Here is a 14814-nt window from a genome sequence, read left to right as displayed (position 1 = left end):
CACCTTCCTTCAATTTATTTTATTAACAATAAATGGTTTTTTTGAGTGTTCAATAATATATTTATTTAGGATTATTTTATCATGGACAGTACCGATTTGTAGGCTATCAATCTTACATTTCCATCCCTTACACTTTTTTATTTCTCTCTTTTCATAATTATCATTTTGTTAAAAAAATTCTTAAGTAGTATTTGTTACAATGCTTAATGCCATACATTTTGTATTTTTGAATTCATTCTAAAAAATGGAAATAAAACCACTACCCATTACCACACAATCAAATGATCAATAAAAAAACTATTTTATTTGGATTGGCATTTTTTGGCATCCTTGCCATTTTGGTTTACCCCTCAAAATTCGGGAAAAAAATCAGGCAAAAAACCAAGATAGAATTATTGGGAACAGGATTGATCAAACCCAAAATAGTTGCAAATACGCCGTCGTCAGAAATTGTTAGCTTTAATTATGAGGGTTCACTCTTGACATTTGAAGGCATTCCTGTAAACCTTGAAGATTATAGTGGAAAGACGCTTTTTATCAATATCTGGGCATCTTGGTGCGGGCCCTGTAGGGCAGAAATGCCTTATATCAATAGTCTTTATGAGAAATTAAAAGATAATCCGGATGTAGAATTTCTGATGATTGCCATTGATGAGGATTTCGAAAAAAGTAAATCCTATGTTGGAAATAAGAATTTCACGTTTCCCATCTTTCATGCTTATGAAGGACTGAACAGTTCCCTCCATACCAAAGTAATTCCAATGACTGTTGTCGTCAGTCCACAGGGAAATATTGTTTTTAACGATAAAGGCATGAATAATTTTGATACGGAAGAATTCAGAAATTTTCTTTTATCTCAATAAAAAAGAATTGGAAAGGGTTTTATTGAAAGATTCTGATAATTAATCCCCCATTCAAACTCACCGGCACAAATGGCGACCATCCAGAAATATTTGTTCCTGTTTGGGGATTCCACCAAAGACTTCCCCCTTCTGCCACGATAGGAACCAGCAAACTGCCTTGCAATCTTAATCCAACTCTATCGGAGAGATAATGTTTCATACCACCTTGAATACCCATAGTGAATTTGGTGCGGTCTGTATTGGTTCCTTCCGAGAATACCAAGGAAGAAATTCCAAATTTCACTCCTGCTAAAAATGTGGTTTTCCTGGAAGCAGCAATTAATTGGTTGATGCCCCCCAATACAAAATGTATATTTGCTCTGCTGACAACATCCTCTGCCAAATAATCAGAGCTTGCAACCGCATCTGAGCCGAAATAAACATAAGAGATTTCAAATTCAGTCTTATTTTTCGGTGTGGTGTAGCCAAAAAAAAGTCCATAATTGATATTCCCTTGTATTGTAGCTTCTCCCCCTGTAATGTCAAAACTTGAAGGAAAAGTATATCCTGATACAGGTGTTAATTCAAAAGTCTGTGAATATGCATTAGAACTCAAAAAAATACTTAGCGACAAAAACAATATTTTAAATAAGCTCTTCATAACACTGAAATTTCGTATTTAATGAGTAATAACTAAATTAATGAATAGTACTAGAATTCAAAATTGGAAATGGAAAATTATTCAATTTTTGAATGTACTTCGGAATTCAGAAAAATTCCGGTACTAAAAATCACATAGGGAATACTTCTTTAAAAGTAATTTTGTAATTCTAAGTTATACCACAGAAAATTGAAAAAATGATTAATTGGAAGAAAGAATTCAAAAGCTGGGGCATTATGCTTGCAGTATTTGCCTTTTTATATTTTACAGGTTTGATTACTCCAATTATGGGTGGTGTACAATCCTTGCTTTTAGCAACGGGAATCAAAAAACCAAAAATCACTTTGGTAGACAGAGAGAATCAGGTTTTTGATTATAATGGGAGGTTTGTGGATATGCAGGGAAATATGGTGGACTTGAATGACTTTCAAGGAAAGACGGTTTTTATCAACCTTTGGGCCACTTGGTGTCCTCCTTGTCGTGCCGAAATGCCACATATTTCTGATATGTACAAGAAAGTAAAGGACACTGAAGATCTGGAATTTCTGATGATTGCTTTGGATAAAGATTTTGAAAAGAGCAAAAAATACGTCGATGGCAAAGGCTTTACTTTCCCGGTGGTACACGCCGCTTATGGATTGAACAATTCACTCCAAAGTCAATCAATCCCTACTACATTGGTCGTTAGTCCCGATGGGGAAATCATCTTTTATCAAGAAGGTATGAGTAACTTTGATACAGAAGAGTTCAGGAATTTTCTTACAAGCCAAAATTAAAACCATTGAAAATTAATGGTTTAAAAAATAAACTAATCATCCTTTAGCTGATTTTATACTTTTCCCGTAATGGTTTTAAGCATTCACCTTAAACCAAACAAAATGAAAAATGGCTTTTTGATCACATTACTGGTAACCGGAATTCAATTCAGTACATTCGCCCAAGAGACATCGGAAGATAAGATCTTCGATTATGCTGAAACCAAGCATGAACTCTCTTTGGATATGGCTCCGATCATCCAAGGGAATTATCCCTCAGGTCTCCTCTATCGCCAACATTATGTAAGCAAAAATGGGAAAAACGTTGCTCTTCGATTAGGTGCACAATTAAATGCAAATATTGCATCTACTGAAAATAGTACATCCGCTCCTGATCCCGATTTGGTAGACAGAAATTATCAAAACCTGAATGTTTTTATAGGCAAAGAGTGGCAAAAACAAATTCAATCTAGAATCATTGGATATTACGGTGCGGACTTAAATCTAGGTTACAGTCGTTCATCCTTTAATAATACGCCTGGATCCACAAATCAGACCGACTTCACCAACAAAGACAATTCATACAGCATAGGCACAATCGGCTTTCTGGGAATGAGATACCATTTTTCCAAGCATTTCTCAATTTCAGCAGAAACCGGAGCTAATTTAAGTTTCTATTCTAGTACATCTGAAACAAATTCTAACACTAATGCCGCAAGCAAAAGCAAACTTAATAGTCTGGGTTTTGGAATGATACCCCTCCGAGCCATTCGATTTTCTTTCCATTTTTAAATCTGAACACGACATTTTCACTTAATCGCAAAGACTTCTTGCAGATTCGGTTTTTATTGGGGATTTTTCACTCCTAAACCCTATCCCATGAAATCTTTGCCTTATAGTTTGTCTTTTCTCTTGGCCTTAATATATCCGGAACCCTGCTAATGATAGACGTCATCATCATAGGTGCTGGGTTTTCGGGAATTGCTGCTGCCAGGAAGCTCCATCAAGCCAATAAGTCTTTCCTTGTCCTGGAGGCAAGGGACAGGATTGGAGGAAGGGTTTACTCCAAACATCTTTCTGATGACTTATATGTAGACTTGGGCGGACAATGGATTGGGCCAAGTCAGACACGTATGTATGAACTCTGTGAAGCATATGGGGTGGAATACTTTGAGACTTATGATCAGGGCTACAATATCATCGACCTCAATGAAAAAATAAAAACCTACAAGGGAATCATTCCGAAAATGGATATCCTTTCATTGATCAATCTTGATTGGATAATGAGGAAACTGGAAAGAATGGCAAAGACAATTCCACTTCATGCCCCTTGGACTCATGCAAAAGCTTTTGTTTACGATCAGATCTCTATGGAGGATTTTTTGGCTCGTAATTGCCGAACACAAGCCTGTCTTTCGGTAATGCGTATTGCCACTGAAACAATTTTTGCAGCAAAGCTTGAAAGCCTATCCCTCCTTCATGCCCTCTTTTATATCAAATCAGGAAAAAACCTCAACACCCTGATCAATGTCAAAAATGGTGCGCAACAACATCGTTTGGTTGGAGGCATGCAAATATTATTGGAAAAAATGGCAAAACCATTTGATGACCAAGTTCTCTTGGAACATGCTGTTATTGAAATCAACCAAGGCATTGGTGGCGTATCTGTAATCGGAAAGGGTTATAATTTTTCCGCAAAAAAAGTAATCATTGCCATACCGCCACCTTTGGTTTCAGAAATCAAATTCGACCCACCGCTTTCTCCTGAAAAAACAATTGTTATTAACCAAATCAACATGGGTAAGGTCGGGAAGTGCTTTGCCATTTATGAAAAGCCATTTTGGAGAAATGATGGATTCAGTGGTCAGACTTTGGCTGATTCAAATTCTCCTTTTCAGGCCATGTATGATTGCTCACCAAAAAATGTAGCGTACGGGATCATTATGGCATTCACCATTGCCGATCGGGCTGAGGAATTCTTCAACAAAGAACTGTCCAAAAGACAAGATATCTTGACTGGATTTTTGGTCAGGTATTTTGGGGAAAAGGCCTCCAATCCCATGCAATATCTGGACCATACCATGACAGATGACGCTTGGAGCGGTGGCTGCTATGCCGGAATTTATCCTTTGGGAGCTTGGACAAATTTCCAAAATGCCTATTCCAAACCCGAGGGTAATATCATTTGGGCAGGCACAGAGAGTTCGGATGTTTGGTTTGGTTATATTGAAGGTGCTGTAAGGGCGGGGGAAAGGGCTGTGGGGGAGATTTTAGATTTTAGATCTTAGATTGTAGATTGAAGATTTGCCTATAAAATGAATGATTGTGGGGTAATCCTGACGACATAAGAATTTGAGATTTGGGATTTAAGAGTTGATATTAGGAAGGTTTGCAAATTAGAATAGTTGAAAGCTTCAGTAAAAAACATAATGAAAAATATCGGTTTTGGATTTCTGGTGGTTATTTTGATTTGGGTGATTTGGGCTAATTGGAGTTACAGGGCTGAATTACCGCCAATTGATGCTCGAATTTCCACTGTTTCCCAATTAACCTGTGATGGCTGTGAAAATGGCGATAGCTTAACCCATGACAGGAATATCGTTGGAATTCAGCCTTATATGTTGGAAACCGATTACCTGAGTGAATCCCGATTCCTGGCCAAATTGGATGCCTATTTTAAGATGGCCCAAGAAAATGGTTTTTTCAGGGAAAACACAATGGTCCTGCTTCCTGAGTATCTTGGTACTTGGTTGGTCATAGCAGATGAAAAGAATTCGGTTGCCAATGCCGGAAACCTTACATGGGCCATGGCCCAATTGGTATTAAGCCATCCATTTCAGTTTGGAGCATATTATGGCAAATCCGAAAAAGAGTCAGACAGGACAGCTGCAGCGCTATTCAGGATGAAGTCCGAAAAAATGGCCAATATTTACCAGAATGTTTTCAAACAATTATCCAAAGAATATCAGGTCTATATAGCTGCAGGATCCATTCTACTGCCTGGTCCTGAGGTAAAGAATGGGGTTTTGGAAGTTGCTATTGAAGCACCTATTTACAATACTTCCTTTATTTTTGCTCCCGATGGAGACATTTTTCCCCAATCCATCAGAAAAGCATTCCCCATAGAATCCGAACACCCATTTGTAACCGCGTCACCCACTGCCGACATTCCTACTTTTGATCTGCCTTTTGGAAAGTTTGGTGTATTGGTCTGCGCTGATTCATGGTATCCCGAATCCTACCAAGCCATTCAGGGAGTAGAAGTTGTCTTGGTCAATTCCTATTGTGCCATTGATGGTGCTATGGATGTTCCTTGGGGAGGATATAACGGCGCACCTCCCCCTATCGATGTAGATCTCAATGATATCGGAGTCCTCAATGAAAGACAAGCTTGGGAAAAATATGCGCTACCGGGAAGAATTGAAATTTCAGGAGCGAAAATAGGGGCCAATGTATTCCTGAGAGGTGAACTTTGGGATTTGGGCACAGATGGGCAACCTTTCTTTATCAGAGATGGTAACTTGCTGGAAATTAAAAAAGCTGAAAAAGGTGGGATTTGGAGTATGGATTATTGAGAAGTAAGACATGAGACGTAAGACGTGAGATATGAGAAAAAGAGACGAGAAGCGAGATGCGAGAGCCGAGACTTTAACGGCAGACAATCGTGAGATTTGAGGAATTAGAACCGAGAACCGAGAACCGAGAGGTTAGAGGGTAAAAGTTTTCGGTTTTTCGGTTTGGCTCAACCCAATTTTACGATTTTTCAATTTTTAAATTTTTCAATTTTAAAATCCATTAACTTTAAACCACTCCAACCCTCTCCCCTATGTGCGACACTTTGGTAGCCCTTCCTGAATCGACAAAAAACGGAAACTTGATTTTTGCAAAAAATTCGGACCGGGAACCTGATGAGGCGCAGGCAATAATTAAAATCCCAAGGATGAGTTGGGGTCAAGGTAAAGCTGTTCAATGCACTTTTATAAGTATCCCACAAGTTGAAGAAACTTTTGAAGTCATCCTCTCCAAACCATTCCACATGTGGGGTGCGGAGATGGGCATCAATGAGTTTGGGCTTGTGATTGGGAATGAGGCTGTTTTTACCAATGTCAAAATCCCAAAAAACAATGACGGCTTAACAGGCATGGATATGTTGAGACTTGCCTTGGAAAGGTGCCGCACAGCTCCTGAGTCTGTCAAAACAATTACCGAATTACTTCTGGAATATGGTCAGGATGCCTGTGGGGGTTTCAAAAACAAAGATTTTTTCTACCATAACAGCTTTATCATTGCAGACCCCTATGAAGCCTATATCCTCGAAACAGCTGGAAAATCCTGGGCTGTCAAAAAAGTAAAAAACTTTGCTACCATTTCCAATGGACTATCTATCAATACTGATTATACCCATTTGAACATTCAAGATGAAAAAAGATCCTTTCCTTTTTCCCTCCTACCTAAATCCAATCCATTTTCTTTTTCCCAATACTTTTCGGATTTCCTTTATACCAAAGTTGGCAGAGCCTCGCAGAGACGCGAATGCAGTGGCAGCTTGTTGGAAGCGGCAAAAGGAAAACTGACTGTAGAGATGGCAATCCAAATTCTTCAAACCCATAACCTTCCGGACCCGCAGTTTCAGTCCAAAAAAGCCACAACAGCATCACTTTGTATGCATGCCACCGGACTGACCAATCCGAGTCAGACGACCGGAAGTATGGTTACTGAGGTCAGAAGGAATAGTCTCTCTACGGTTTGGTTAACAGGAACTTCCATGCCCTGTTTGTCTGTATTTATCCCTTTCTTTTTTGGCACAGACATATTAAAGGATTTTCCACAACCAGGCCCCGAATCAGATTCTTCCCTTTGGTGGGAAGCTGAAAAAGTCCATCAATGGATTTGTAAGGATTATCAAAAAAGGAAGGCCGAATTTTGGCCATTGGCCAAGCAATTACAAAATGAGTTTTTGAGCGAGGAAAAAAGATTGATTGCTGCAAATTCAGATCAGGAAAGTTTAGGGCAATTCAGTAAAGAATGCCTTCAAAATGTCAAAAAGCTTTATAGGGATTTTACTTCCGAATTTTTAAGAGAATGATTAATTTCAAACATGGAAACTCCTGAAGATAAATTGGATTTGGAGGAGTTTTTGGAGAAGTCAAGTGAATTTGATTCCCGCAAAGGTACAAAGAGATATTTGGGGTGTAGTTTTATGGTGATCCGAGTTTAAGGCAATAAATAAAACAGCTCCTCCCCCCTTCAATATCCAAAACCACATTGCCTGTTTTTTGGCCTGAAGCTACGTAGCGGTAGGCCTCGGCAGCCTTTTCTATAGCATAACTCCAGTCGAGAACTGGCCTGAATTCACCATTTTCCATCAAGCCCTGCATGACTCGCAAACATCTTAAATTTTGTGTAATCTGAAGGGAAAAATTCGATTATTCAATCTTTTGAAACTTTAATGCGGTGTAAGGAATAGATGTGGTGAAAGTAAACGGGTCTCCAGGAACATTTTTTGATTCTATTGTTTTCATTTTCCAGGTATCCATCACATCCAAACGATATTCTCCCTCACCTTTCAGATTAAGATTGATTTCCACTCCTGTATCAGCAACATGAGCCAGATAAACCTCACCGGGCTTGGCGAGGATATGGACATTTGTTTCAAGGTTTTCGGGTTTCCCCTGAGAACCAGATGTTTGGTAATCCCAAGTACCCTGGGTAGGTGGAGAAAACCTGATCCGATAAACTCCATTCCCATCAAAAAATCCGGGGACTTCAACTTTTTCATTTCCTTTGGTGAATATAGCCTCCAAGGAAACTTCCAAATAGGTATTCCCAGTTTCAGGTCCTGTCAATTCAATTTCGAAGACGGACCATTGTTCTATTTTTTGTAATTCAGGATTGGTTTTGCATGACATGAAAATCATGACGAGTATGAAAATAAAATTAGGGTTTTCATGATATTTGATTTTTATAAAAAAAGGAATTCAAATAGCACAATCATAAAAAAAATAACCCTTCAAGAGAGTGGATTCTTGAAGGGTTATGAATCTATTTTTTTAAGAAATCCCGTAGTACATAATGCAAGATTCCTCCATTTTTATAATACTCGATCTCAATGGCTGAATCCAATCGGCAGATTACTTCGAATTCCTTGATGGTTCCATCCTCTTTTTCAGCTCTAAACTGAAGTGATTTGAGCGGTGATAATCCGCTTGCTACACCTGAAATACTGAATTGTTCACTACCATTTAATCCAAGGTAGGCAGCAGATTCGCCCTGTTTATACTGCAATGGCAATACGCCCATCCCAACCAAATTACTCCTATGGATTCTTTCATAGCTTTCTGCCAATACTGCCTTGATTCCCAATAGGTTTGTGCCTTTTGCTGCCCAATCTCTGGAAGATCCACTTCCATACTCTTTTCCAGCCAAAACTATTAAAGGAGTGTTTTCCATCCTATATTTCTTGGATGCATCATATACGGTCATTTCCTCTCCGGAAGGAATATGCTTAGTGAATCCACCTTCTTTGTCAACCAATTGATTTTTGATTCGGACATTGGCAAAGGTTCCCCTTACCATCACCTCATCATTCCCTCTTCTTGATCCATAGGAATTGAAATCCTTCTTTTCAACACCTCTTGCTATCAAGTACTGACCAGCCGGGGAGGATTCGGAAAAAGAACCTGCAGGAGAAATGTGGTCTGTGGTAATAGAATCACCTAATTTCAGCAAAACTCTCGCCCCAATGATGTCTTTAGGTTCTTCAACAGATTCTGATATTCCATTGAAAAATGGAGCTTCTTTGATGTAAGTACTCTCATCAGACCATTGATAAACTTTATCTTTGGGGACCTCCAATTGCTTCCAAATATCATTTCCTTCAAAAATCTCCCCATAACTTTTTTCAAAATCAGCAGGGGAAAGTACCCTGCTCATTACTTCAAATATCTCATCATTGCTCGGCCAGACATCTTTCAAATAAACAGGCTCCAAATTGGGGTCATATCCCAAAGGTTCATTGATCAGGTCAACATCTACCCGTCCTGCCAAAGCATAAGCCACCACCAACATGGGGGACATCAGATAATTCATCTTGACCTGAGGATGTACCCTTGCTTCAAAATTCCTGTTTCCGGATAGCACTGAACTCACTACCAGGTCATTTTCCTCCACAGCTTTGGCAATGTGTCTTGGAAGTGGACCTGAATTTCCGATGCAGGAAGTACAGCCATAGCCTACCACATGGAACTTAAGACCTTCCAGGTCATCCAACAGTCCTGCTTTTTCCAGGTAATCGGTCACCACCTTCGAACCTGGGGCCAATGAGGTTTTCACCCAAGATTTCGTGTCCAAGCCTCTTTGTCTCGCTTTTCTTGCAACCAGTCCTGCGCCTATCATGACTGATGGGTTAGATGTATTGGTACAGGAAGTAATAGCGGCGATCACAATTGAACCGTCATGCAGTGCAAATTTTTCATTGTGCATCTTGACAACCACGGTTTTGAGACCATTCTTCACCTTGGTCTCATATTCGACCTCAGCGGACGTCCCTCCTTTTGGTTCCGCTGGCTGACTTCCTCCTTCACCATACCAACGCCCCACTTGTCTTTTATCAATAGGTATATATTCTCTTCCATGGACTTTTTCCAACAACTCCCCGAATTTGGATTTAAACTCCCTTACCAATATTTTATCCTGAGGCCTTTTTGGTCCTGAAACTGTAGGTTCGACGGTGGATAGATCCAATTCCACAATGGAACTGTATTTAATTTTATCTTCTCCTTGTCTCCACAGCATATTGGCTTTACAATAGTCCTCGACCAATTGAATTTGATCTGCAGACCTATTGGTTTTTTTCATATAATCCAAAGTCCTGTCATCAATGGGAAAATAGGTGACGGTACATCCAAATTCAGGAGACATATTGGAAATGGTGGCCCTATCCGGAACAGTTAGATTATCCAGGCCTGAACCAAAAACTTCGACAAATTTACCAACAACTCCATGCCTTCTCAGCAACTCGGTAATTGTCAGTACCATATCTGTAGCGGTGGTTCCCAATGGTAGTTGTCCTGTAAGTTTCAAGCCCACAACCTCAGGCATGATAAAGTAAATGGGTTGTCCCAGGATAGCCGCCTCAGCTTCTATTCCACCAACTCCCCATGCTACAACACCTATCCCATTGACCATTGGTGTATGGGAATCCGTGCCTACCAATGTATCTGGGAATGCATTACCATCTCTTGAAATAACTCCTTGGGCTAAATATTCTAAATTTACTTGATGGCAGATCCCCATTCCGGGAGGGACTACCGAAAAATTATCGAAGGCTTTTTGTGCCCATTTCAAGAATTGATACCGTTCTCCATTTCTTTCATATTCTACTTCCACATTTTTCTGGTAAGCATAATTAGTCCCAAAATAATCTACCTGAACAGAATGATCGATAACCAAATCAACAGGAATCAAAGGGTTAATCTTTTGCGGATCTTTCCCTTTTCTAGTCGCCTCTGCACGGAGTGATGCAATATCCACCACCGCGGGTACACCTGTGAAATCCTGCATCAAAACTCTCGCAGGTTTGAAGGGGATATCTTTATCTGAAGGTTCCGGAGACCAACTGGCTAAAGTTTCAATGTGTTCTTTGGTAATGCCAAAATCATCAAAATTCCTTAAGGCATTTTCTAAAAGTATCCTGATAGAAAAAGGAAGGGTATCAATTTTATAGCCTTCTTCTTGAAGTGCTGATAAACTCCAATAATTGTAGGTTCCTTTTTTGGATATAAGCGTTTTCTTGGTTTCTTGGGGGTGTATCTTCATTGTGATATAATTTTGGTATGGTAAAAATGAATTCATTGTTATAACTTCATTCATTTACAAATAATTCTCAATTTACCTTATTTTACTTGTTTCATTACTAGAAAATAGGTTTTCAATGTCAATTATTTATATTTATCCTAAGGAATTTACATGAAAACAGTATTAGCAATTGTCAGTCTATTAATTTTGTTAGCGGGTTTGTTGCCCGTTATCAAAAGAGATTTTTGGGTCTTTAGGGTATTTGATTATCCAAGATTCCAAAAGTTTGTTCTTTGCTTGACAATTTTAGTTTTGTGGCTTGTTTTGGGATTTTCATCCTTTAGTAAGTTGGATTACATTCTTTTTGTCGGGTTGGTGGTGATGGCCATATTTCAGATGTATCAGATATACCCATTTACAAGGTTTTCACCAAAGATGGTGCAGAGTACCAAGGCAGGTTCAAATTCACCCACATTCTCTGTGATGGTTATCAATGTATATCAATATAACAAAGATCAGCAATTGGCCCTAAGAGTAATCCAAAGTGAAGATCCCGATATTTTACTGTTAGTCGAAACAGATCTGAAGTGGGCCCAGGAAATGAGTAAATTAAAAAATAGCCATCCAAATTTTGTGGAAATCCCTCAGGAAAATACCTATGGCATGTTGTTCTACTCCAAGCTAAGGATCGTAAACCACGAAATTTTGCACTTAATTGACAAAGAAATACCTTCAATTGAAGCTATGATAGAATTGAAAAGTGGAGACCATGTGAAAATATTTGCAATTCACCCCAAACCTCCTGTACCAACTGAAAGTCAGTCTAGTACAGAAAGAGATGCAGAGATTTTATTGGTTGCAAAAAAAATAAAAAATTACAAAAAGCCAACTTTGGTTATTGGTGACCTCAATGATGTGGGTTGGTCTTATACCAGTGAATTATTCCTTAAAATCAGTGGTTTATTGGATCCTAGAAGAGGTAGAGGCATGTTCAGCACCTTCCATGCCAAGTACTTTTTCCTCAGATGGCCTCTAGATCATATCTTTGTCAGCGAGCACTTTACTTTAGAAAACCTTAAGGTTCATCAAAATATTGGTTCTGATCATTTTCCGATAAGTGCAAAGTTTTCATTATCTCCAAATAACAGAAATGAAAACTTCGACGCAGACAGAGATGATAAAGAAACAGCCAATCAAAAAATTGAAAAAGGGAAATCGGAGGGTTCTTAAATATTAATTATTATCTTTTTCCATTCTTTTGAAACCTCTTCTGAAAGGCCAAGTGTATTCCAATGCTTCAAGTCCCTTGTTCAGATTCATGGTTGCACTATCTGTGTTGATCATAGTACTTTTTAGTTTTTCTGCAAATTCAGCATCATTGAGCATCAATCCCAAGGCATTATCACTGTCATTCAATTTGTCCATTGTGACTTTCAATCCATCCGAGAGTTCTTTGGTGTTTTCTATGGTAGCCTGTAAACCTTCCACAGATGATTTGAGATTCTGATAAGTTTCCTTGTCGTTGGTCAGGTCATAAATTAGTGTCCCTTCTTTGTACAGGTTTGTTGTGATTTTATTGATATCACTGATAACCACGTTACTTCTCACAGCTGCCCTTTCAAAGGCGGACATGGTGTTTTTGAAGCTTTCGGCCAATAGGCTATCTGTCATCACCGCTCCAACCATACCTTTTCCTTCCGCAATTTTTGTGGTTAGCACTTTTAAGTTTTCAGTAATGGTCACAAGGTTTTTATTATTTTCCTGAAGTGTTGACATCATCTTATCTGTATCCAAAGGCATTACCGCTATCAGCCTGTCTCCATCCTGTACGGGTGGTGCTTGTGTGGTTCCCCCATAAATCACAATAATCTTGTTCCCTATTAATCCGTCCGAACCAATAGTAGCTTTAGAATCCTTACGGATATATTCTTGAGCTTCGTTTTCGACACTCATGACTATCTCTACCTGAGATTCTCCATAAAAATTGATTTTTCTGACCGTACCGATTTTTACACCTGAAAACCAAACATTGTTACCAGTCTGCAATCCTCCTATGTCATCAAAGACCGCATTGAGTCTGATACTTTTTACAAATTTCTTTTGCTGTCCACCCATAGTGAGAATACCCGCTATGAAGATGATAATCCCTACTAGGACAAAAACGCCCACGATTACGGATTTTTTATTATCATTTCTCATTATTTGATAAAATTATAGTCGTAAAATGATTTCACTTGTTGGTCGGTAGCTTCCTCAAAAACTTTTTCGAAAGTACCGACTGAATTAAATTGACCTTCGATCAAAACCGCCATCCGATCACCCGTTTGCTTGGCACAGGTCAGATCATGGGTAATAACGATTGATGAAGTCTTGAACCTTTCCCTAACCTCATTGATCAGGTTATTGATTTCGATACAGGTCACGGGGTCGAGCCCTGCTGTAGGCTCATCGTAAAGCATGATTTCAGGATTCAAAATCAATGTTCTTGCTATCCCGATTCTTTTCTTTTGTCCACCTGATAATTCAGACGGCATTTGATTGATGGTCTTTGGTAGTGCAACAGCATCCAACAATTCCTCTATTCTCTTATCGATTTCTTTTTTGGTAAGGTTTTTAACATTTCTCACCAAGGGAAATTCAAGGTTTTCTCGGACAGTCATACTATCATAAAGCGCAGAAGCCTGAAAAGAAAAACCAATTCTTAATCTAAATTTGTTCAATTCCTTTAAATTCAATCCGGCCGTATCAATCCCGAATATCTTGATGGTTCCTTCATCCTGCTTTAGCAGACTGACCATTAACTTTATCAGAACTGATTTTCCACTTCCCGATTTACCTAAGACAACCAGGTTTTCACCTTTGTAAAGATCCAAGTCAACACCTTTGAGTACATGATTATCACCAAAGGACTTTACGAGACCTCGTATTTCGACTACTTTTTCCTGATCATTATGCATAGCGAATGGCATTTACAATTTGCATAATCAAAAGCTCTTCCACAAATATTAAGAACATAGACATTACCACAGCCGAATTGGCTGCCTGACCTACCCCTTCAGTTCCTCTTGAAGAATTGTAACCTTTGTAACACCCCACAATCCCAATGGTAAATCCAAAAATCAGGGATTTGATGACCGAAGAGAAAATATCCAAAAAGGAAATTGCTTCAAAGACTTGTACAAAGAAAGTGGACATACTCACAAGCTCATTGGCATTGACACTTAGAAATGAACCCATCAAAGCCACGAAATCTGTGTACATGACCAATACAGGTATCATAAATGTCGCGGCCAGGGTTCTTGTGATCACCAAATATTTGAAAGGATTGATAGCAGATACTTCCATGGCATCAATCTGTTCGGTCACATTCATGGACCCAATCTCCGCACCGATACTCGAACCCACTTTACCTGAAGCAATCAAAGCAGTCACCAAAGGGCCCAGTGCCCTGACTACTGCTATGGAAATTAAAGCCGGCAACCAAGAAGCCGCCCCAAACTCCGCCAAAGAAGGCCGGGATTGATTGGTGAAGACAATACCAATAATAAATCCTGTCAATGAAATCAAAGGAAGTGAACGGTAACCGATCTCATAACATTGTCTCAATATTTCTCTAAACTCATAGGGAGGAAACCAAACCTCTTGAAAAAATCTTTTCACAAACCTAAAAGCCTTGGCAAGTCCTGAAAAAAACTCATCCAACTTTTTAGTAAGTACTGGTTTAATCACATCATTACTTTCTGCCATAAGAAATAATAAT

Annotated in this window: 14 protein-coding genes; 7 read left to right on the top strand and 7 right to left on the bottom strand. The window is 39.0% G+C overall.

All coding sequences use genetic code 11. The features are described 5' to 3' along the window. Positions 1-281: 281 nt before the first annotated feature. On the top strand, positions 282-863 hold the full coding sequence (locus HMJ38_RS07440; protein WP_194973752.1) for a TlpA family protein disulfide reductase: 582 nt from the start codon (positions 282-284) through the stop codon (positions 861-863). A gap of 19 nt (positions 864-882) precedes the next feature. Here the strand turns inward: HMJ38_RS07440 and HMJ38_RS07435 are convergent, their stop codons facing one another. Next, positions 883-1503, bottom strand: coding sequence for a hypothetical protein (locus HMJ38_RS07435; protein WP_194973751.1), 621 nt, complete (start codon positions 1501-1503; stop codon positions 883-885). Positions 1504-1700: 197 nt separating this feature from the next. Here HMJ38_RS07435 and HMJ38_RS07430 point away from each other — a divergent pair, with 197 nt between their 5' ends. The 5 genes from HMJ38_RS07430 to HMJ38_RS07410 all read left to right on the top strand — a co-directional run bounded on the left by HMJ38_RS07430 (position 1701) and on the right by HMJ38_RS07410 (position 7344). Beyond that, positions 1701-2279, top strand: a complete 579-nt coding sequence (locus tag HMJ38_RS07430) for a TlpA family protein disulfide reductase (RefSeq protein ID WP_194973750.1) — start codon at positions 1701-1703, stop codon at positions 2277-2279. A 102-nt stretch (positions 2280-2381) separates the two neighbouring features. Beyond that, the gene (locus HMJ38_RS07425; RefSeq protein ID WP_194973749.1) at positions 2382-3050 is read left to right on the top strand and encodes a hypothetical protein; all 669 of its coding nucleotides are present in this window, start codon (positions 2382-2384) and stop codon (positions 3048-3050) included. A 149-nt stretch (positions 3051-3199) separates the two neighbouring features. Beyond that, positions 3200-4546: a flavin monoamine oxidase family protein gene (locus tag HMJ38_RS07420; protein ID WP_194973748.1), complete on the top strand. Its 1347-nt coding sequence runs from the start codon at positions 3200-3202 to the stop codon at positions 4544-4546. A 141-nt stretch (positions 4547-4687) separates the two neighbouring features. Beyond that, positions 4688-5833, top strand: a complete 1146-nt coding sequence (locus HMJ38_RS07415) for a nitrilase-related carbon-nitrogen hydrolase (RefSeq protein WP_194973747.1) — start codon at positions 4688-4690, stop codon at positions 5831-5833. Positions 5834-6084: 251 nt separating this feature from the next. Further along, positions 6085-7344, top strand: coding sequence for a carcinine hydrolase/isopenicillin-N N-acyltransferase family protein (locus HMJ38_RS07410; protein WP_194973746.1), 1260 nt, complete (start codon positions 6085-6087; stop codon positions 7342-7344). Positions 7345-7456: 112 nt separating this feature from the next. Here the strand turns inward: HMJ38_RS07410 and HMJ38_RS07405 are convergent, their stop codons facing one another. The 3 genes from HMJ38_RS07405 to acnA form a co-directional block, all read right to left on the bottom strand. After that, positions 7457-7636: a zinc-binding dehydrogenase gene (locus HMJ38_RS07405; protein ID WP_194973880.1), complete on the bottom strand. Its 180-nt coding sequence runs from the start codon at positions 7634-7636 to the stop codon at positions 7457-7459. A 48-nt stretch (positions 7637-7684) separates the two neighbouring features. Further along, a complete protein-coding gene (locus tag HMJ38_RS07400) occupies positions 7685-8167 on the bottom strand; it encodes a DUF5060 domain-containing protein (protein WP_228779934.1) in 483 nt (160 codons plus the stop codon). A 133-nt stretch (positions 8168-8300) separates the two neighbouring features. Beyond that, positions 8301-11075, bottom strand: a complete 2775-nt coding sequence (acnA, locus tag HMJ38_RS07395) for an aconitate hydratase AcnA (RefSeq protein WP_194973744.1) — start codon at positions 11073-11075, stop codon at positions 8301-8303. A gap of 150 nt (positions 11076-11225) precedes the next feature. Between acnA and HMJ38_RS07390 the strand changes: the two genes are divergently transcribed. Then, positions 11226-12284 (top strand): endonuclease/exonuclease/phosphatase family protein, encoded by a 1059-nt coding sequence (locus HMJ38_RS07390; RefSeq protein WP_194973743.1) that lies wholly within the window; start codon positions 11226-11228, stop codon positions 12282-12284. A gap of 3 nt (positions 12285-12287) precedes the next feature. Here HMJ38_RS07390 and HMJ38_RS07385 read toward each other — a convergent pair whose 3' ends face one another. From HMJ38_RS07385 to HMJ38_RS07375, 3 genes are read right to left on the bottom strand one after another with little or no spacing between them, the layout of a single operon-like run. Further along, a complete protein-coding gene (locus HMJ38_RS07385; RefSeq protein ID WP_194973742.1) occupies positions 12288-13253 on the bottom strand; it encodes an MlaD family protein in 966 nt (321 codons plus the stop codon). After that, positions 13253-14011 (bottom strand): ABC transporter ATP-binding protein, encoded by a 759-nt coding sequence (locus HMJ38_RS07380; RefSeq protein ID WP_194973741.1) that lies wholly within the window; start codon positions 14009-14011, stop codon positions 13253-13255. Before HMJ38_RS07380 ends, HMJ38_RS07385 begins: the two co-directional genes overlap by 1 nt. Beyond that, positions 14004-14801 carry an MlaE family ABC transporter permease gene (locus tag HMJ38_RS07375; RefSeq protein ID WP_194973740.1) on the bottom strand — a complete coding sequence of 266 codons (798 nt, stop codon included), beginning with the start codon at positions 14799-14801 and terminating at the stop codon, positions 14004-14006. Before HMJ38_RS07375 ends, HMJ38_RS07380 begins: the two co-directional genes overlap by 8 nt. Positions 14802-14814 lie beyond the last annotated feature (13 nt).

The sequence above is a fragment of the Aquiflexum lacus genome (genome assembly GCF_015476655.1).
GTDB classification, from domain to species: domain Bacteria; phylum Bacteroidota; class Bacteroidia; order Cytophagales; family Cyclobacteriaceae; genus Aquiflexum; species Aquiflexum lacus.
Note: the sequence above shows the minus strand (reverse complement) of the source record. Positions and strands in the feature narration are given on the sequence as shown.